Origin of the sequence: Pseudomonas sp. MF7453 (genome assembly GCF_016405455.1) — a bacterium.
GTDB lineage: Bacteria > Pseudomonadota > Gammaproteobacteria > Pseudomonadales > Pseudomonadaceae > Aquipseudomonas > Aquipseudomonas paralactis.
Genome location: NZ_JAEKCN010000001.1, coordinates 129,118 through 146,392, shown reverse-complemented (window position 1 = coordinate 146,392; position 17,275 = coordinate 129,118). Strand labels below are relative to the sequence as shown.

Annotated in this window: 14 protein-coding genes; 10 read left to right on the top strand and 4 right to left on the bottom strand. The window is 59.6% G+C overall.

The window, feature by feature from the left end; all coding sequences use genetic code 11:
* Positions 1-44 precede the first annotated feature (44 nt).
* Positions 45-683, top strand: a complete 639-nt coding sequence (locus JFT63_RS00615) for a LysE family translocator (protein ID WP_034126136.1) — start codon at positions 45-47, stop codon at positions 681-683.
* Here the strand turns inward: JFT63_RS00615 and JFT63_RS00610 are convergent.
* Positions 667-5,898 carry a dermonecrotic toxin domain-containing protein gene (locus tag JFT63_RS00610; protein ID WP_233102179.1) on the bottom strand — a complete coding sequence of 1,744 codons (5,232 nt, stop codon included), beginning with the start codon at positions 5,896-5,898 and terminating at the stop codon, positions 667-669. The two genes, JFT63_RS00615 and JFT63_RS00610, sit on opposite strands and share 17 nt — an antisense overlap.
* A 158-nt stretch (positions 5,899-6,056) precedes the next feature.
* Positions 6,057-6,410 carry a hydroxyisourate hydrolase gene (gene uraH, locus JFT63_RS00605; protein ID WP_034126134.1) on the bottom strand — a complete coding sequence of 118 codons (354 nt, stop codon included), beginning with the start codon at positions 6,408-6,410 and terminating at the stop codon, positions 6,057-6,059.
* A gap of 441 nt (positions 6,411-6,851) precedes the next feature.
* Here uraH and puuE point away from each other — a divergent pair, with 441 nt between their 5' ends.
* The 8 genes from puuE to JFT63_RS00565 all read left to right on the top strand — a co-directional run bounded on the left by puuE (position 6,852) and on the right by JFT63_RS00565 (position 14,049).
* Positions 6,852-7,778: an allantoinase PuuE gene (gene puuE, locus JFT63_RS00600; protein ID WP_057700857.1), complete on the top strand. Its 927-nt coding sequence runs from the start codon at positions 6,852-6,854 to the stop codon at positions 7,776-7,778.
* The gene (uraD, locus tag JFT63_RS00595; RefSeq protein WP_047711477.1) at positions 7,775-8,290 is read left to right on the top strand and encodes a 2-oxo-4-hydroxy-4-carboxy-5-ureidoimidazoline decarboxylase; all 516 of its coding nucleotides are present in this window, start codon (positions 7,775-7,777) and stop codon (positions 8,288-8,290) included. The genes puuE and uraD overlap by 4 nt, the downstream gene beginning before the upstream one ends.
* Before the next feature lie 41 nt (positions 8,291-8,331).
* Positions 8,332-9,327 carry an allantoicase gene (alc, locus tag JFT63_RS00590; RefSeq protein ID WP_198843181.1) on the top strand — a complete coding sequence of 332 codons (996 nt, stop codon included), beginning with the start codon at positions 8,332-8,334 and terminating at the stop codon, positions 9,325-9,327.
* Positions 9,328-9,446: 119 nt separating this feature from the next.
* The gene (locus JFT63_RS00585) at positions 9,447-9,950 is read left to right on the top strand and encodes an ureidoglycolate lyase (RefSeq protein WP_003192823.1); all 504 of its coding nucleotides are present in this window, start codon (positions 9,447-9,449) and stop codon (positions 9,948-9,950) included.
* Between the two features lie 51 nt (positions 9,951-10,001).
* Complete coding sequence (locus tag JFT63_RS00580; RefSeq protein WP_186558490.1) at positions 10,002-11,285, top strand: urate hydroxylase PuuD; 1,284 nt, start codon at positions 10,002-10,004, stop codon at positions 11,283-11,285.
* Positions 11,286-11,480: 195 nt separating this feature from the next.
* The gene (locus JFT63_RS00575) at positions 11,481-12,824 is read left to right on the top strand and encodes a nucleobase:cation symporter-2 family protein (protein ID WP_057700860.1); all 1,344 of its coding nucleotides are present in this window, start codon (positions 11,481-11,483) and stop codon (positions 12,822-12,824) included.
* A gap of 44 nt (positions 12,825-12,868) precedes the next feature.
* Positions 12,869-13,240 (top strand): hypothetical protein, encoded by a 372-nt coding sequence (locus JFT63_RS00570; RefSeq protein ID WP_157243895.1) that lies wholly within the window; start codon positions 12,869-12,871, stop codon positions 13,238-13,240.
* Between the two features lie 23 nt (positions 13,241-13,263).
* The gene (locus JFT63_RS00565; RefSeq protein ID WP_044271679.1) at positions 13,264-14,049 is read left to right on the top strand and encodes an outer membrane protein OmpK; all 786 of its coding nucleotides are present in this window, start codon (positions 13,264-13,266) and stop codon (positions 14,047-14,049) included.
* Positions 14,050-14,157: 108 nt separating this feature from the next.
* Here the strand turns inward: JFT63_RS00565 and JFT63_RS00560 are convergent, their stop codons facing one another.
* Both JFT63_RS00560 and JFT63_RS00555 read right to left on the bottom strand, forming a co-directional pair.
* The gene (locus JFT63_RS00560; protein ID WP_057700861.1) at positions 14,158-15,306 is read right to left on the bottom strand and encodes a patatin-like phospholipase family protein; all 1,149 of its coding nucleotides are present in this window, start codon (positions 15,304-15,306) and stop codon (positions 14,158-14,160) included.
* Positions 15,307-15,361: 55 nt separating this feature from the next.
* Positions 15,362-16,297 carry a lipid A biosynthesis lauroyl acyltransferase gene (locus JFT63_RS00555; protein ID WP_057700862.1) on the bottom strand — a complete coding sequence of 312 codons (936 nt, stop codon included), beginning with the start codon at positions 16,295-16,297 and terminating at the stop codon, positions 15,362-15,364.
* A 119-nt stretch (positions 16,298-16,416) separates the two neighbouring features.
* Here JFT63_RS00555 and minC point away from each other — a divergent pair, with 119 nt between their 5' ends.
* Positions 16,417-17,154 carry a septum site-determining protein MinC gene (gene minC, locus JFT63_RS00550; RefSeq protein WP_057700863.1) on the top strand — a complete coding sequence of 246 codons (738 nt, stop codon included), beginning with the start codon at positions 16,417-16,419 and terminating at the stop codon, positions 17,152-17,154.
* Positions 17,155-17,275 lie beyond the last annotated feature (121 nt).

Sequence of the window (17,275 nt, the reverse complement as noted above, 5' to 3'; positions counted from 1 at the left end):
CCTCACCTTCGGGTGGGGCTTTTGCACGTAAGGGAGAACTGTAGATGAACCTGGATACCTGGCTGTTGTTCAGCGGCGCTGCGCTGGTGGTGATCCTGATCCCCGGCCCGCTGTCATTGTTGATGATCAGCAACAGCCTCAACTTCGGCCTGCGCCGCTCTTACCCGGCGTTTCTGGGCGGCGTATTTGCTTCGATCTGCCTGCTGAGCGCCTCGGCACTTGGCCTCGGCGCGCTATTGCTGGCATCCGAGCAATTGTTCAGCGCACTGAAGATCGTCGGCGCGCTGTACCTGTTCTACCTCGCCTGGCAAAGCTGGCAGCAATCGCGCCTGCCGAGCGCAGGCGCCGAAGTGCCGCAGTCCCCGGCGGTGCCGCGCTTTGGTGCGTTGTTTGGCCGGGCCTTCGTACTGGGGGCCAGCAACCCCAAGGACATCCTGTTTTTTGCGGCCTTCCTGCCGCAGTTTCTCAGCGCCGAGCAGGCGTTTTTACCGCAATTGTTGATCATGATCGCCACCTGGACGGTGCTCGACCTGTTATGCAAGTTGGCTTACGGCTTGGGCGCCCATGGCGCCGCGCGGTATTTGCGCAGCGGTTCGGGCCAGAGCTGGTTCAACCGCACCAGCGCTGCGCTGTTTGGCGGCGCCGGTGCAATGGCTCTCATCAACGCTAAGGGTTCAATTTGACGAAATAAACAGTGGGGGCCAGCTGGCCCTTTGTGGGCCACTGGATACCGGCCACAATCCGCACCAAGCGTTGTTCTTGCATCGCGTTGTCAACCGCCCTTAATAAAGCCGAGTCAGGGTGGGAGTTGATGGCTACCCGAACCCACTTGTCCGAAAGCTTCGTTCTCACGCTAATTCGCCCTATCTCAAACCATTGGTAGGCCACGTAGTAAATTGTGCTCGAACGGGGATGAGTCACGACTGATTCAATACTGTTTTCTCCAGGAGGTAACCCTGGGCGTCGCACAGACAAGTCCACAATGCGGTAACCCTGCTGCTCCAACACGGTTCTGACGGCGGCGCGCTCTGCTTCAAGCCTCTGCGTCCTGACCGGTGTGACAGCATATTGCAGGCTCGGGTCTAACGGATGAGGCGGTATGAAGTCTACACGCGTGAAGCCGGGCGCCTTGCCTTCAAAACCGATGTATAGATATTCGCTGCGCCGTTCATTAGGTCGCAACATCCGGAGTAAATCATCCGTTTGACCGCTCCTCGCAGGAGGCGCGGGTAGCCATTCGTCCAGCGTCGCGCGGATGTCAAGCAAATGGCTTGCCGTGGCAGCCCGGGAAGGACCTGACAATTCAACCAACCTTATGACGGCAAACGTTCGAGCGTCATTCGTCAGGGTGGGAAAGGCCATGGTCACATACTGCCTCAACGGCCTGTCGAACAGTGCCGGATGATTTTGCCACCCCCCTGAAGGCAGGCGTGATACGGGAATAGGCTGGTCGCGAATATCAGTGCTTGTCCAGCGCATGATATCGGCTAGCGCGGATCGCCCCGGTGGCTCATTTCGGGTGATAAACACCAGGCCGTTCAACGGTGCACGATCACCCTGCGGGAGCATCCGGTAGAAACCGCTGTTCGGATCCTGGATGGCGGTATAAGGAGGAGCCACGCGTAAAAACCTGGCATTGAGCTCAGAACCTCTGGGACCCACGCCTACCTCAAACACGCCAGCCGCCGGAAAGTCCACAATTTGACTGGGTTGGACTTGAACACGCCAACTCAGCCACTGAGTATCCGTTGTACGTGACTGCACAATCCGGTTCTCGGTAGCCGTGCGTGTACGAGGGGGTTGCCAATCCGGCAATGGGGAAACGGGCCATGGGTTATGCACCCCGGAGCTGGGCCCAGGTTGTGGCGCATTCATGCCCAACAACCACTCTTTAGGCTCTTGAATGTTGAGGACCAACTCATCCAGCCCCGGTTCCCGGCTATTTCGCAGGCGAAATACCTCTTCGTTTTCACGCTGGTAAACCGGGTAATGGTGCGTATTGTCCGCAACGAACTGCTCGCCGTTCTTGACATGCACGCCTTGCCTGCCCGGCCCTTTCAACGCTACGGCGCCCTCAGGCTTACCCTTGATTCTGAAACGGTCCAAGAGCTTCGATTGCGTCACCAGCGACGAAGACGCGCTGGGCAAATGACTACGTATTGCCATCGGCAAGCGACGGATACGACTCAGAACCTTCATCGGCGAACGCATACCTATGATCTTACCGCCCCTCACTTTGGGAACAGGCGCAAAGTCTGTCGCCAGTTCGACCGCCAGAAACAGGGTCATGAACGCCACATCCACGGCATCGTTAGGGTCACCAAAGCGATGATAGCGTCGGGCAGCCAACAGCAAATCATGGAAGTCGTTAGCCTTACCGAATAACGGAATCAAAATACCCAGCAACCCGCGCCTGGTGACCTCGCTCTGCTCTTCAAGACGTTGAACCCGATAAGTCGCCAACATCCAGCTGGAGTTACTGACGGCTTGAACCCGCCCTTGCAGCTCCAGCGAGCTGGCCGCATACAGCAGTGCCATGGCGTCACAGTAGGTGGTGGGCACCACCGCCAACCAGTTCGACGGTGCACTGGCAATCTGCTCGTGGATCAGCTCTTCGATTTCACTGACCGCTGGCGTAGGCTCAAGGTGCGTGATTTTGAATGAGCGGAAAAACTCATAGCTCTTCCACACACCTGCGACGAATGAAAAACCGGCGAGGATATAGTCCACGTAATAAATCGAGCTGTTCTTGTTCGTTGCATCGACGTTATGGGCGATGGCCTCGAATGCCCAACCCGGTGCAACCTGTCGCGCCAGAACCTTAACGTAATCGGGCGCTGCCGCCATACGATTGAGCGCCGCCAGGGCTACTCCCACACTGGTGTATTCGCTGATGACCAACGCGTGGGGCGCGGCCGGCCAGTAAACCACGCAACGTCCGCTGGCCTGGTCCGCCATCACCACAATGCCTGCGATGTAACGATCGTGCAGCATCGTGTGCCCTACCAGATGTACCACGAACAGCGTCAGCCGATGCCCGTTCTTTAACAGGTCTTCAGCCGTGCGGGCTGCCATTGCAACCTTGAACAGGCTCTGCGCCTGGGCGCTCAAACCCTGGGCGATCGCCGAAAAAAGCTGCATCTGCGCGCAGTCCCGCAACGTGCGATTTATCAGCACAGGGATACGCTCTTCCCTCTGACCGCTCGCCCCCGCAGGGTAAAATGCACGGTGGGCCCGTATCGCGTAATGACCGCCGATATCCAGCGAAGACACGGTGTTGATCAGATAATCGGCGTTCAGTCGCTGGCGCCACTGCGGTTGCAGATAGCGGCCGCGTGTCAATCGCGGGCGTGTCCAGGGCGCTTGCGAGTCAAGGTTATGCAACGCCAGTTGCAGCATACTGAACGTGTGGCGTTTGAGGCTGGGGGTCACGATGACTTTGCGATCGCCCGGCGTGCAGCGACTTTCGTGGCCACAAAAACTGCTGTAGGTGTCATCCGGCAAGTCGATCAACGGCTTGTCGATGTCCAGTTCCGGGTAAAAACCGTCTTCAGTCAAACGAGCGATCAACGCACTGCGGGCGAAGGTGTCCAGGTCAGGCAGGATCTGCACGAGCCCGCTTTCAGCGGCAACGGCACTGCCCAGGTACCTGCGCTTGAGGCGTTGGAATTGTTTGAGCTGGGTACGCGTTGCGCTGGCCAGCCACGGTGGAGATTCTTTCATCTCAAGCGCAACTTTACGCAGCACGTCCACATTGGCCAACGCCTGGCTCAAGGCATGGTTGGGAGGAAACGCGAGATGTTGGTGCAACTCGACCACCCACAACAAGCGGCTGACCATCGCATCCTTCACCTCGCCGAAAAGCCCCGCCATGCCACCGATGCGTTTGCTCAAACCTGCGTAGTACATCACCAGGTTTTTCAGCGAGAGACCCGTGGGGCTGATGTCGACAGGCTCGTAACGCACAGCCAGCGTGTTGCGCACCGCATGGGCGCGCAAGTCGTGGAGCTTATCCCGTTCGACACAACCCCATAACCTGGAATAGTCACTGCTGCCCAGTGTCGCTTTGAGCCCCTGCGTCAGCGCCTCCAGGCCGGAAAAAGCCATAAGCCCGCCATAGCCTCCAAACGCATACAGCACCACCGGAATTGCGCCTGCCGATTTTTTCAGCGCAGTCACTCGCGTCACCACCCACACGTTATGCAGCGGATAGAAGGCATCCGGCGCGCTGCCCACCGAGACCGACAGCACCTGGGTTCGACTGCCAGGGCGTTTGCGCGCTGCAGGCTGGTCCAGCACTTCGCTAATCACGTCACGATGCGCCGTGGATATGAGCTTGAGCTGGTGTTGCAACTCAACCTCACAGCGCAATGCTTCGACCTGGGCGCGCAAAAACAGCGCAGCACGCCTGCGCCCTCCCCCAGGGCGCGCAAGCCAGAACGGCAAATCGAACAGTTGATGCTGCGCATCCTTGATCTGTGCGCTCAACACCTGCGTGTGCTCCTTGCGCTGACGCTCGAGCGCCAACACCTGTTCAAACGCCGCGCTCTGCGCACTCGGATCATCCTGGTTAAGCAACGCAACCAGGCCTTTTTCATAGCGTTTGACCTGTTGCTCTGCCGTAAGCCGGGCCAGCTCGGGCATCGCACTGGCAAACAGGATTTCTGGCTCCCGTCGTTGCCGGTCCCAGGTAAGTAATTGGTCGCACACGTTGTGCAGCCGGGCGCTGCCTGCCAGCCGTTTGCGAGCTTGCTCGATCGAACGGAGAAAGGCCGTGGCCGACAACGTTTCAGGCCGCGGCCTGCTTGCAGCGAACACATGTGCGTGATTGATCGCCAGCGCGCAGGCCAACTCATTCGCCCACTGGCCATCCAGCAACGCCCGGGCGCTCAGCGCCAACGCATCCTCCGTCACCGCCGCGCCACGCACGACAACGGAGGCTGGGCTCAGGTGATCGGGTCGGCATAATTGGTGACGACGCTTTAATGGCAAGCATTGCCAGAGTTCATCGAACAGCGTCTGACCGGCCAACGCCAACAGGCCGCATTGAAGCGAGAAGAACGACGGGTACTCGTAAAAATGGCGGGCCACGCCCGGCAGATAAATCACATGCGGCGCGCCCTCGGGGTCGCCGTCTCGATAAATATGCAGTGCCCCGGGAATCGCGACTGCCGGCAAGCCTGGCCACATCAATTGGCTTACCCGCACGCTGGCCCAACTGCCCCCGGCGCGCTGGCGCGCCTCGGTGTCGGGGGCATCCACCAATTGCTGGACCAGCGTCATTCCCGCAAGTGATATCTCGTCCAGTTGCCGTGCCATGAATGCCTGCTCGGCAAAAGCTGCGGCGTATGATTCGGCCCAGCGTTCCTGACGTGTGTGCCACGATCCATGCGCCAAGGCCTGCCAATATTCCGTGACCGCTTGAGGCAACCGCTCCAGCAGGTTCATCGCGATCATGCGTCGCAACACCTGCAAAGGCGTATACGGCAGCCGACGGTTTGGATCGCCCTTGACACTCAAGGAGGTGAATTGATTGAGATTGTCCGGTACCGAAGGCAATGCCAGCGACAGCAGCGCCCGGTCGGTCAAACTGTCAACTTTGGCGGCCGCCCCCGGCAATGCCGCCTGGGTAAACAGCAGGCTGTCAGGGTCAATTTCAAATTCCTTGCGCAGCGCGGCACGAATCACGCCCAGAACCCGGGGCGCATGACCTATCAAGCGGGCGAGCGCTCTGGTCGAATCGACGCACCGCCGGTCGGCCTGCGCGAGCTGGTTGATCAGGCGGCCGGGCTGGGGATGAGTGTTGATGCGCCGAGTCAGTTGATCGCGCATCTGCTGCAGGCGTTCGGCAGCGATATCCGGATCATCTGAATAGATGTTGCCGATGGCTGAAGTCATGGTGCTTTCTTCTTGATGGAAGGACAAACACCAGCCTAGGCAGCGTAGCGGCTCAAAAGGCGTTAGATAGTTGAACACACCACGGGCGAAAAAAAGCCCGCAGTGTGCGCGGGCGAAACCAACGAAGAGCATTTGGGGGTATGAAGCGAGGTGACGACTCAGCTACCGCGATAGGTGGAATAGCTGTAAGGCGAAATCAACAGGGGTACATGGTAATGCTCTTGCTCGGCGCTGATGCCAAAGCGTAGTACCACTACATCCAGGAAAGCCGGCTCCGGCAATTGCACGCCACGGGCGCGGTAGTAATCGCCGGCGTTGAATTGCAGCTGGTAGACACCGCTGCGGTAATCGTCGCCTTGCAACAGCGGCGCATCGCAGCGGCCGTCGCTGTTGGTTGTAGCGGTAGCGACCAGCTCAAGCTGCGCACCTTCGACGCGGTACAGCTCAACCTTGATTGCGCTGCCGGGGCAACCGTGCGCGGCGTCCAAAACGTGTGTGGTTAAACGTCCCATGGCGTTTATGCGCCTCCCGAAGTCAGTCATAGAGAAACCCGCACTCTTTCAGGGCAGTGAAAAAGCCGGCGATGGCTGATTAAGACACTTTTCAGAAAAATTGTACACAATAAATTCAACAGCCTTCCAATCCCCCGTGGAAGCGAGCTTGCTCGCGAAAAACGCCAACGATGACGCGGGCTTTCAGGGTGAAACGTGGCGCCCTCAGGTTATTCGCGAGCAAGCTCGCTCCTGCAGTGGGCTTTTTCATTTTAACCTGACCACGCAGGCAAGTTTCTTGCAGAGACCCGCAGAGAGACCGTTCAGAAAAAATGCAGAAATGCAGGCTTACAAAGTTCGCAATAAGTTGTATACAATCACTCATCGCTGTGACGCCACTCAGTCATTTCACTGCCCGGACGCCACACACATCTGCTACCACGAACAAGAAGGAAGACTGCAGTGAGCGCTGACTACCCACGCGACCTGATCGGTTACGGCAGTAACCCTCCTCACCCCCACTGGCCGGGCAAGGCACGCATTGCGCTGTCGTTCGTACTCAACTACGAAGAAGGCGGCGAGCGCAATATCCTGCATGGCGACAAAGAGTCCGAAGCCTTCCTTTCGGAAATGGTCTCGGCCCAACCGCTGCAAGGCGAGCGCAACATGAGCATGGAGTCGCTGTATGAGTACGGCAGCCGTGCCGGTGTGTGGCGCATCCTCAAGTTGTTCAAAGAATTCGACATCCCGCTGACCATCTTCGCTGTGGCCATGGCCGCCCAGCGTCATCCGGATGTGATCCGCGCCATGGTCGCCGCCGGCCACGAGATTTGCAGCCACGGCTACCGCTGGATCGACTATCAGTACATGGACGAGGCCCAGGAGCGCGAGCACATGCTCGAAGCCATCCGCATCCTCACCGAACTCACCGGTGAACGCCCACTGGGCTGGTACACCGGTCGCACCGGCCCCAACACCCGTCGCCTGGTGATGGAGGAAGGCGGCTTCCTGTACGACTGCGACACCTACGACGATGACCTGCCCTACTGGGAACCCAACACCCCCAACGGCAAGCCGCACCTGGTGATCCCCTACACCCTGGACACCAACGACATGCGCTTCACCCAGGTGCAGGGTTTCAACAAGGGCGATGACTTTTTCGAGTACCTCAAGGATGCCTTCGACGTGCTGTATGCCGAAGGCGCCGAAGCGCCGAAGATGCTATCGATCGGCCTGCATTGCCGCCTGATCGGCCGCCCGGCACGCCTGGCCTCGCTCAAGCGCTTCATTGAATACGTCAAAGGCCATGAACAGGTGTGGTTCACCCGCCGCGTGGACATCGCCCGTCACTGGCACCAAACCCACCCTTTTCCGGGAGCGGCGAAATGACTGCGTTCCAAACCCTCAAACCTTCGACCTTGAGCCGCGACGCCTTCGTCCAGGCCTTTGCCGACATCTACGAACACTCGCCATGGGTGGCCGAAAAGGCCTTCGACCTGGGCCAGGACGCGTCGATCGACCAGATCGAAACCCTGCACCAGCGCATGAGCGATATCCTGTTGAGTGCTGATCACGCCTCGCAACTGGCGCTGATCAATGCTCACCCGGACCTGGCCGGAAAAGCTGCCGTCCAGGGCCAACTGACCCAAGCCAGCACCGATGAACAAGCGGGCGCGGGTATTCACCAATGCACGGCCGAAGAGTTTTCTCGCTTCACCGAGCTGAACGAGGCCTACAAAGCCAAGTTCAAGTTTCCCTTCATCATGGCGGTAAAAGGCAGCAACCGGCATCAGATCCTCGCCGCGTTCGAAACGCGCATCCACAACTCTGCGGACGCCGAGTTCAAGTGCGCGCTGGACGAGATCAACAAGATCGCGTTGTTCCGTTTACTGACCCTCTAGCAGTCCATCCCCAGCCACTCTATCTAAGGCAGACAAGAAGAATGAAAGCTTACGCCGTACCTTTCGAAAAGTTCGTCAACCTGGCCGACGCCCGCCTGGGCACCAAGATCATCTCGGTGACCGATGACTGGTTCGCTGACGCCAACCGCCTGTTCCAGCCGACACCGGCCGTGTGGAAGGAGGGCGTTTTCGATGACAACGGCAAGTGGATGGACGGCTGGGAGTCACGCCGCAAGCGCTTCGAAGGCTACGACAGTGCGGTGATCCGCCTGGGCGTGCCGGGTTCGATCAAAGGCGTGGACATCGACACTTCATTCTTCACCGGCAACTTCCCGCCGTCGGCCTCCCTGGAAGCCTGCTTCCTGGCCTCGGGCGAGCCGGATGCCAACACCCAGTGGGTGGAAGTGCTGTCGGCCGTCGAGCTGCAAGGCAACAGCCACCACTACCACGAGATCAACAACGACCAGGCGTTCAGCCACCTGCGCTTCAACATCTACCCGGATGGCGGCGTGGCCCGTCTGCGTGTGTACGGCGTGCCGTTCCGCGACTGGTCTTCGGTGGGCGACAACGAACAGGTCGACCTGGCCGCCGCGCTCAATGGCGGTCGTGCCCTGGCCTGTTCCGACGAACACTTCGGCCGCATGAGCAACATCCTCAACCCGGGCCGCGGCATCAACATGGGCGATGGCTGGGAAACCGCACGTCGTCGCACGCCAGGCAATGACTGGGTGATCGTCGCCCTGGGCCACCCGGGCGAGATCGAGAAAATCGTGGTCGACACCCTGCACTTCAAGGGCAACTACCCGGACACCTGCTCGATCCAGGGCGCCTTCGTGAAAGGCGGCACCGACAGCCAGGTCGAAACCCAGTCGCTGTTCTGGCGTGAACTGTTGCCGGCGCAGAAACTGGAAATGCACGCCGAACACACCTTCGCCGAGCAGATCAAGGCGCTGGGGCCGATTACCCACATCCGCTTGAACGTGTTCCCGGATGGTGGTGTGAGTCGCCTGCGCGTGCTGGGCAAAGTGTCGAAATAAGCGGTGATGCCATCGCAGGCAAGCCAGCTCCCACAGGGGAATGCATTCCAAATGTGGGAGCGGGCTTGCCCGCGATAGCAATAGAACAAACAACACAGTATTCGGATAAGAAGACAGCCATGCGCACACTGATGATCGAACCTTTGACCAAAGAAGCCTTCGCCCCCTTCGGAGACGTTATCGAAACCGATGGCAGCGATCACTTCATGATCAACAACGGGTCGACCATGCGCTTTCACAAACTGGCCACGGTCGAAACCGCGAAGCCGGAAGACCACGCCATTATCAGCATCTTCCGCGCCGACGCGCAGGACATGCCGCTGACCGTGTGCATGCTGGAGAGACACCCGCTGGGCAGCCAGGCTTTTATACCGCTGCTCGGCAACCCCTTTCTGATCGTGGTCGCGCCACTTGGCGATGAACCTGTATCGGGCTTGGTCCGCGCCTTCGTTACCAACGGCAGGCAGGGCATTAATTACCATCGCGGCGTCTGGCACCACCCGGTGCTGACGATCGAAAAGCGGGATGACTTCCTGGTGGTTGATCGCAGTGGCACAGGCAATAACTGCGATGAGCATTTTTTCAAAGAGGATGAGCGTTTGATCCTCGCCCCCCACCAATAAGAGAAGGTCTGATCACCCGACAACAAGGGTGACAGGCGAGAGGTAAAGACTGTGGAAGCACATCTGTTGGAATGGCTGAACCTGAGCGTGCGCTGGGTTCACATGATCACTGGCGTCGCCTGGATCGGCGCTTCTTTCTACTTTGTCTGGCTGGAAAACAACCTTAATCGCGTCAACCCCAAAAACGGCCTGGCCGGTGACTTGTGGGCGATCCACGGTGGCGGTATCTACCACCTGGAAAAATACAAACTGGCCCCGCCGACCATGCCGGACAACCTGCACTGGTTCAAATGGGAAGCCTATTTCACCTGGATGTCGGGCGTCGCGCTGCTGTGCGTGGTGTTCTACCTCAACCCGACGCTGTACCTGCTCGCCCCCGGCAGCAGCCTCAGCGGCACCGAAGGCGTATTGCTGGGCATCGGCTCACTGTTCGCCGGCTGGTTCATCTACTCCTTCCTCTGCGACTCGGCCCTGGGCAAACGCCCTGCCCTGCTCGGCTTGATCCTGTTTGTGCTGTTGATTGCAGCGGCCTATGGCTTCAGCAAGGTGTTCAGCGGCCGTGGCGCCTACCTGCATGTGGGCGCGGTGATCGGCACGATCATGGTCGGTAACGTGTTCCGCATCATCATGCCCGCCCAGCGTGCGCTGGTGGCGGCCATCGCCGAGAACCGCACACCGGACCCGGCGCTGCCGGCCAAGGGTTTGCTGCGCTCACGGCACAACAACTACTTCACCTTGCCGGTGCTGTTCATCATGATCAGCAACCACTTCCCGAGCACCTACGGCAGCCAATACAACTGGCTGATCCTGGCCGGGATCGCCGTGGCGGCGGTGTTGGTAAGGCATTACTTCAATACCCGGCATGACAGCCAGAAGTATGCGTGGACCTTGCCGGTGGGCGCGTTGGCAATGATCAGCCTGGCGTATGTGACCGGGCCCAAGCCTGCCGAACCGATTGCCAAGGCACCGGCGGCGATCGAGTATCAGCCGCTGCCGGAAACCGCATTGGGCGGTGGTTTGAAACCCGCAGCGCCGTCAGCACCCGCCGCTGAACCGGCACCCGCCCAGGCCACCACGGACTTCGGTCAGGTACACCATGTGATCGAGCAACGCTGCACCGTGTGCCACTCGGCCAAGCCCACCAGCCCGCTGTTCAGCACCGCCCCGGCTGGGGTGATGTTCGACACACCGGCACAGATCCAGCAGCAGGCCGCGCGGATTCAAGCGCAGGCCGTGGCCAGCCAGATCATGCCGCTGGGCAACATCACCCAGATGACCCAGCAGGAGCGGGATTTGATTGGCACCTGGATCAACCAGGGGGCCCGCACCAACTGACTGTTTCACACCGTTCCCATGTGGGAGCTGGCTTGCCTGCGATAGCGGCAGATCACCAACATTTTCGGTGACTGACACACCGCCATCGCAGGCAAGCCAGCTCCCACAAGGGAGATCAGTGATGGTTTGAAGATTAAGTTTCATCCGGCAATTGAATGCCAAACAACACAAAAATAAAAAGATTCGAGGTGTTGCATGTCCCAGTTAGAAACGCAGACTCCTGCCGCGCCCGCCATGGTGCGGCTGCCCCTCTTGCAACTGATTCTGGTTGGCTTGCAACACGTTTTGCTGATGTACGGCGGCGCTGTCGCCGTCCCCCTGATCATTGGCCAGGCCGCAGGCTTGAGCCGTGAAGAAATTGCCTTTCTGATCAACGCCGACCTCCTGGTGGCCGGTATCGCCACCATGGTGCAGTCGTTCGGCATCGGCCCGGTGGGTATCCGTATGCCGGTGATGATGGGCGCCAGTTTTGCCGCGGTCGGCAGCATGGTCGCCATGGCCGGTATGCCCGGTATCGGTTTGCAGGGCATCTTCGGCGCGACCATAGCCGCCGGGTTCTTCGGTATGCTGATCGCGCCATTCATGTCCAAGGTGGTGCGCTTTTTCCCGCCGTTGGTGACCGGTACGGTGATTACCGCCATCGGACTTTCGCTGTTTCCCGTGGCCGTGAACTGGGCCGGTGGCGGCAGCGCTGCCGCCACGTTCGGCTCACCGGTGTACCTGGCGATTGCCGCCCTGGTATTGGCGACCATCCTGCTGATCAATCGCTTCATGCGCGGCTTCTGGGTGAATATCTCGGTGCTGATCGGCATGGGCCTGGGTTACGGATTGTGCGGTGCTATCGGCATGGTTGACCTCAGCGGCCTGGCCCAGGCGCCCTGGGTGCAGGTGGTGACACCGTTGCACTTCGGTATGCCCAAGTTCGAGTTGGCGCCGATCCTGTCGATGTGCCTGGTGGTGGTGATCATCTTTGTCGAATCCACCGGTATGTTCCTCGCCCTGGGCAAGATCACCGGCCAGGAGGTCACGCCGAAAATGCTGCGCCGCGGCCTGTTGTGTGACGCCGGTGCGTCGTTTTTTGCCGGTTTCTTCAACACCTTTACCCACTCCTCATTCGCCCAGAACATCGGCCTGGTACAAATGACCGGCGTGCGTTGCCGCTCGGTCACGATCATGGCCGGGGCCTTTCTGATTGTGCTGAGCCTGTTGCCCAAGGCCGCCTACCTGGTGGCGTCGATCCCACCGGCGGTACTCGGTGGCGCAGCGATAGCCATGTTCGGCATGGTGGCTGCGACCGGGATCAAGATCCTGCAGGAAGCCGACATCGCCGACCGCCGCAACCAACTGCTGGTGGCGGTGAGCATCGGCATGGGCCTGATCCCCGTGGTACGCCCGGAGTTCTTCGCGCAGCTGCCACTGTGGATGAGCCCGATTACCCACAGCGGCATCGCCATGGCCACCCTCAGCGCGTTGTCGCTGAACATACTGTTCAACATCCTCGGCGGCGCTGAACGCCCCGAAGTCGCCCATACGCATTGATTCCTTTGTTAGTACAAAAATAACAACAAACAGGGAACACCCACATGCACAGCCTTGAACCGGGGCCGGCCACACGCCGCGCCCCATTCTCGCCCCTTGCGCTCTGTTACAGCGCACTTGAGCCCAGGCCTGGGAGCCAGTATTCTCCGCGCCCGCTCGAATCGACTCAAAAAAAAACAGCGAATGTAAAAGCTGACTTCAAGGCCAACTTATCCCGGCCTTATGTTTGCTGCCAAAGTGCGCAAAAGTCCTCTGAATTCGACTGCATCCGCTGCAGCCGACGGGGATTTTTTGGCTTTTCAAACACCTTGGCGCAGCTCTTGCTAAAAGCATTAAAGCTGACCGAACAGACGATTTTTGCAGCGAACCAAAAGGCGCCATACCAGAGCGCCTGCGTAGAAGAAAAAAAACCATAAAACTTTAACTCGGGAGCAACCGAATGAAACCCATGTTCAAAGGCCTGATGCTGGCGGGATCCCTGCTGGCGGGTGGCCAGGCCGTAGCCGGTGACTTGTTGCAGTGGCAGAACAACAGCCTGACTTACCTGTGGGGCAAGAGCTTTACCGTCAACCCGCAGATCCAGCAAACCGTCACCTTCGAACATGCCGACGCATGGAAGTACGGCGACAACTTCTTCTTCCTCGACCGTATCTTTTACAACGGCAAGGAAGACGGCAATGTCGGCCCGAATACTTACTACGGCGAGTTCAGCCCGCGTTTGTCGTTCGGCAAGATCCTGAACAAGGACCTGTCGTTCGGCCCGATCAAGGACGTGTTGCTGGCCTTCACCTATGAGTTCGGCGAGGGCGATAACGAGTCCTACCTGCTGGGTCCGGCATTCGACTTGAACATCCCCGGTTTCGACTACTTCCAGTTGAACTTCTACCAGCGCCAGACCGAGGGCAATCGTCCGGGTGACGGTGTATGGCAGATCACTCCGGTCTGGTCGTACACCATTCCCGTGGGTAATTCCGACGTGCTGATCGACGGTTTCATGGACTGGGTGGTGGATAACGACAAGAACGCCCGCGGCACTTATCACGCCAACCTGCACTTCAACCCGCAGGTCAAATATGACTTGGGCAAGGCGCTGCATTGGGGCGACAAGCAGTTGTATGTGGGTTTTGAATACGACTACTGGAAGAACAAGTACGGGATCGAGGATTCGGGGGCATTCAAAACGACTCAGGACACAGCAAGCTTCCTGGTCAAGTACCACTTCTAAAGGTCGATCGCGGTTCCCTGTGGGAGCTGGCTTGCCTGCGATCGCGGTGTGTCTGTACCAGCAGTGTTGGCTGGCATACCGCTATCGCAGGCAAGCCAGCTCCCACATTCAGTTCGGCGTCAGGCCGAGGAACCGAGCGATTTCTTCGCGCTTGGCCAGCGCATCCTTGCGCCCTAGTTCGATCAACTCGCTGCAATACCCCGCCTCGAACAGCAGATAACTCAACACCCCCGCCCCGCTGGTCTTGGTCGCCCCCGGCCCACGCAAAAACACACGCAACGCCGCTGGCAGTTCCTGACGATGTCGTGCAGCGATTTCATCGATGGGCTGGCTGGGCGCAATCACCAGCACATCCACCGGCGCCAGGCCCTGTACCGCGGCATCGGCAGGGACAACCCGACTGAACTGATTCAAGCGCTCCAGCAGTTCAATGTCGCTTTCCAGGCTGTCAATGAAGGTACTGTTGAGCATATGCCCACCGATTTGCGCCAGGGTCGGTTGCTGGCCGGTGTAGGTGCGCTGCGTCGAGGCTTCGTTACCCCTGGGATTGCCGCTCACACCGACGACCAACACACGGCTGGCCCCCAGGTGCAAGGCCGGGCTGATGGGCGCTGACTGCCGCACGGCGCCATCGCCAAAGTACTCTTCGTCAAGTTTGACCGGAGCGAACAACAGCGGAATCGCGGAGCTTGCCAACAGGTGCTCTACCGTCAATTGGGTCGGTATGCCAATGCGCCGATGACGCAACCAGGCATCGATGGTGCCGCCGCCCTGGTAGAAGGTCACCGCTTGCCCGGACTCATAACCAAAGGCCGTCACCGCCACCGCCTGCAAGTGCTTGCGGCGGATAGCCTCGTCGATGCCGTCCAGGTTCAAGCGCGCTTGCAGCAAGTCGCGCAGTGGGGAGCTATTGAGCAACGCCACCGGCACCTGGGCACCCAGGCCCAACAGGCTGTGGATCAGGAAGCGACTGGCCTGGCGTATGACTCCCGGCCAATCGCTGCGCAGCACCTGGTGGCTGCGAAAGCCTTGCCAGAACGCTGTCAGCCGTTGGACAGCCGCGCAGAAGTCACTGGCCCCACTGGCCAGGCTCACCGCATTGATCGCACCAGCCGAGGTGCCGACGATCACCGGAAAAGGATTCGGCGCCCCCGGCGGCAGCAACTCGGCAATTGCCGCCAACACCCCCACCTGATACGCCGCTCGCGCCCCGCCGCCGGAAAGAATCAAGCCTGTGACCGGTTCAACTGGGCGCATTGCGTCACTCCATGTGGCGAAAAGTTGGGCTTATCAACGTCATATCACGGCACGGTTATCGACGGCGCTTCTCGTATAGCTTGGGCTCACCCGGCGGCCGACTCTTGAAGCGGCGATGGGTCCACAGGTATTGCTCGGGGCAGTCGCGCACCGAGGCCTCGACCCATTGGTTGATGCGCAGGCAGTCGATTTCGTCGGTTTCACCCGGGAAGTCGGTCAACGGCGGATGGATCACCAAACGGTAACCGCTGCCATCGGCCAGGCGCTCCTGGGTGAACGGCACCACCAGCGCCTTGCCCAGGCGTGCGAACTTGCTGGTGGCAGTGACGGTGGCCGCCTGGATACCGAACAGCGGCACGAAGATGCTTTGCTTGGCGCCGTAGTCCTGGTCCGGTGCGTACCAGATGGCCCGGCCGGCGCGCAGCAGCTTGAGCATACCGCGCACGTCGTCGCGCTCCACGGCCAGGGAATCGAGGTTATGGCGTTCACGGCCACGGCGCTGGATAAAGTCGAACAGCGGGTTGCCGTGTTCGCGGTACATGCCGTCAATGGTGTGCTTCTGCCCCAGCAGCGCCGCGCCGATTTCCAGGGTGGTGAAGTGCAGGGCCATCAGGATCACGCCCTTGCCTTCCAGGTGCGCCTGGGTGAGGTGTTCCAGCCCTTCAACATGGGCCAGGCGCGCCAGGCGCGGCTTGGGCCACCACCAGCTCATGGCCATTTCAAAGAAGGCGATACCGGTGGAGGCAAAGTTTTCCTTGAGCAGGCGTTTGCGTTCTTTGGCGGATTTTTCCGGGAAGCACAGTTCAAGGTTGCGCGCCGCAATACGGCGACGATCGCCAGCCACACGGTACATGCTCGCGCCCAGCAGGCGACCAATGGTCAACAACGCCCGGTACGGCAACTGGGTGACCAGCCACAGCAGGCCGAGCCCCAGCCATAGCAGCCAAAAACGCGGGTGAAGAAATACAGCTCGAAAACGCGGGCGATCCATTACAGATTCCGGTAAAGACAAGGGCCGCGCATTCTACAACGGTTCGACTCGGCTTGCGGCGGGTGAGTGTTCTCGTTATAAGTCTCGACACTTTTCGTGACAAGCCGCTTTCGCCGACCATGAGCCAAACCGAACCGCTAGACCAAGATCCCGTGTTCCAGCTAAAAGGCAGCATGCTCGCCATTACCGTGCTGGAACTGGCCCGCAATGACCTCGATGCCCTGGACCGCCAACTGGCCGCCAAGGTCGCCCTGGCGCCTAACTTTTTCAACAACGCCCCGCTGGTGCTGGCCCTGGACAAGCTGCCGGCCGGCCAGGGCGTGATTGATTTGCCCGGGCTGATGCGCGTGTGCCGCTCCCATGGCCTGCGCACCCTGGCGATTCGTGCCAGCCGCATCGAAGACATTGCCGCCGCCATCGCCATTGAACTGCCAGTACTGCCACCGTCCGGTGCCCGCGAGCGTCCCCTGGAACCGCCGGTCGGTGAAGAGAAGAAAAAACCGGAAAAACCACCCGAGCCTGCGATCAAGCCTACAAAGATCATCACCTCGCCGGTACGCGGCGGGCAGCAGATTTATGCGCAGGGCGGTGACCTTGTGGTGATCTCCTCGGTCAGCCCGGGGGCGGAACTTCTCGCCGATGGCAACATCCATGTATACGGCCCGATGCGCGGACGTGCCCTCGCCGGCATCAAGGGTGATACCAGAGCGCGGATTTTCTGCCAGCAGTTGACCGCCGAGCTGGTTTCCATCGCGGGTCAGTACAAGGTTTCCGAAGATTTGCGCCGTGATCCGCTGTGGGGCGCTTCGGTACAGGTCAACCTGTCGGGCGATGTGTTGAACATCATCCGGCTTTAACGGATACTGCCGCATTTTCCAAGCATCTCTAGACTCTGATAGCAAAGCGAAACCGGCAAGACTTGTGTAGGACTAATTGGAAGTTGGTGTTTCCCCATGGAAACTCCTTCTTTTTCCTGCA

Bases quoted from the DNA above. Each gene is read 5' to 3' on its own strand.
- JFT63_RS00615 (WP_034126136.1), top strand. From the start codon at position 45: ATGAACCTGGATACCTGGCTGTTGTTCAGCGGCGCTGCGCTGGTGGTG.
- JFT63_RS00610 (WP_233102179.1), bottom strand. From the start codon at position 5,898: ATGACTTCAGCCATCGGCAACATCTATTCAGATGATCCGGATATCGCT.
- uraH (WP_034126134.1), bottom strand. From the start codon at position 6,410: ATGGGACGTTTAACCACACACGTTTTGGACGCCGCGCACGGTTGCCCC.
- uraD (WP_047711477.1), top strand. From the start codon at position 7,775: ATGACTGCGTTCCAAACCCTCAAACCTTCGACCTTGAGCCGCGACGCC.
- alc (WP_198843181.1), top strand. From the start codon at position 8,332: ATGAAAGCTTACGCCGTACCTTTCGAAAAGTTCGTCAACCTGGCCGAC.
- JFT63_RS00585 (WP_003192823.1), top strand. From the start codon at position 9,447: ATGCGCACACTGATGATCGAACCTTTGACCAAAGAAGCCTTCGCCCCC.
- JFT63_RS00575 (WP_057700860.1), top strand. From the start codon at position 11,481: ATGTCCCAGTTAGAAACGCAGACTCCTGCCGCGCCCGCCATGGTGCGG.
- JFT63_RS00570 (WP_157243895.1), top strand. From the start codon at position 12,869: ATGCACAGCCTTGAACCGGGGCCGGCCACACGCCGCGCCCCATTCTCG.
- JFT63_RS00565 (WP_044271679.1), top strand. From the start codon at position 13,264: ATGAAACCCATGTTCAAAGGCCTGATGCTGGCGGGATCCCTGCTGGCG.
- JFT63_RS00560 (WP_057700861.1), bottom strand. From the start codon at position 15,306: ATGCGCCCAGTTGAACCGGTCACAGGCTTGATTCTTTCCGGCGGCGGG.
- JFT63_RS00555 (WP_057700862.1), bottom strand. From the start codon at position 16,297: ATGGATCGCCCGCGTTTTCGAGCTGTATTTCTTCACCCGCGTTTTTGG.
- minC (WP_057700863.1), top strand. From the start codon at position 16,417: ATGAGCCAAACCGAACCGCTAGACCAAGATCCCGTGTTCCAGCTAAAA.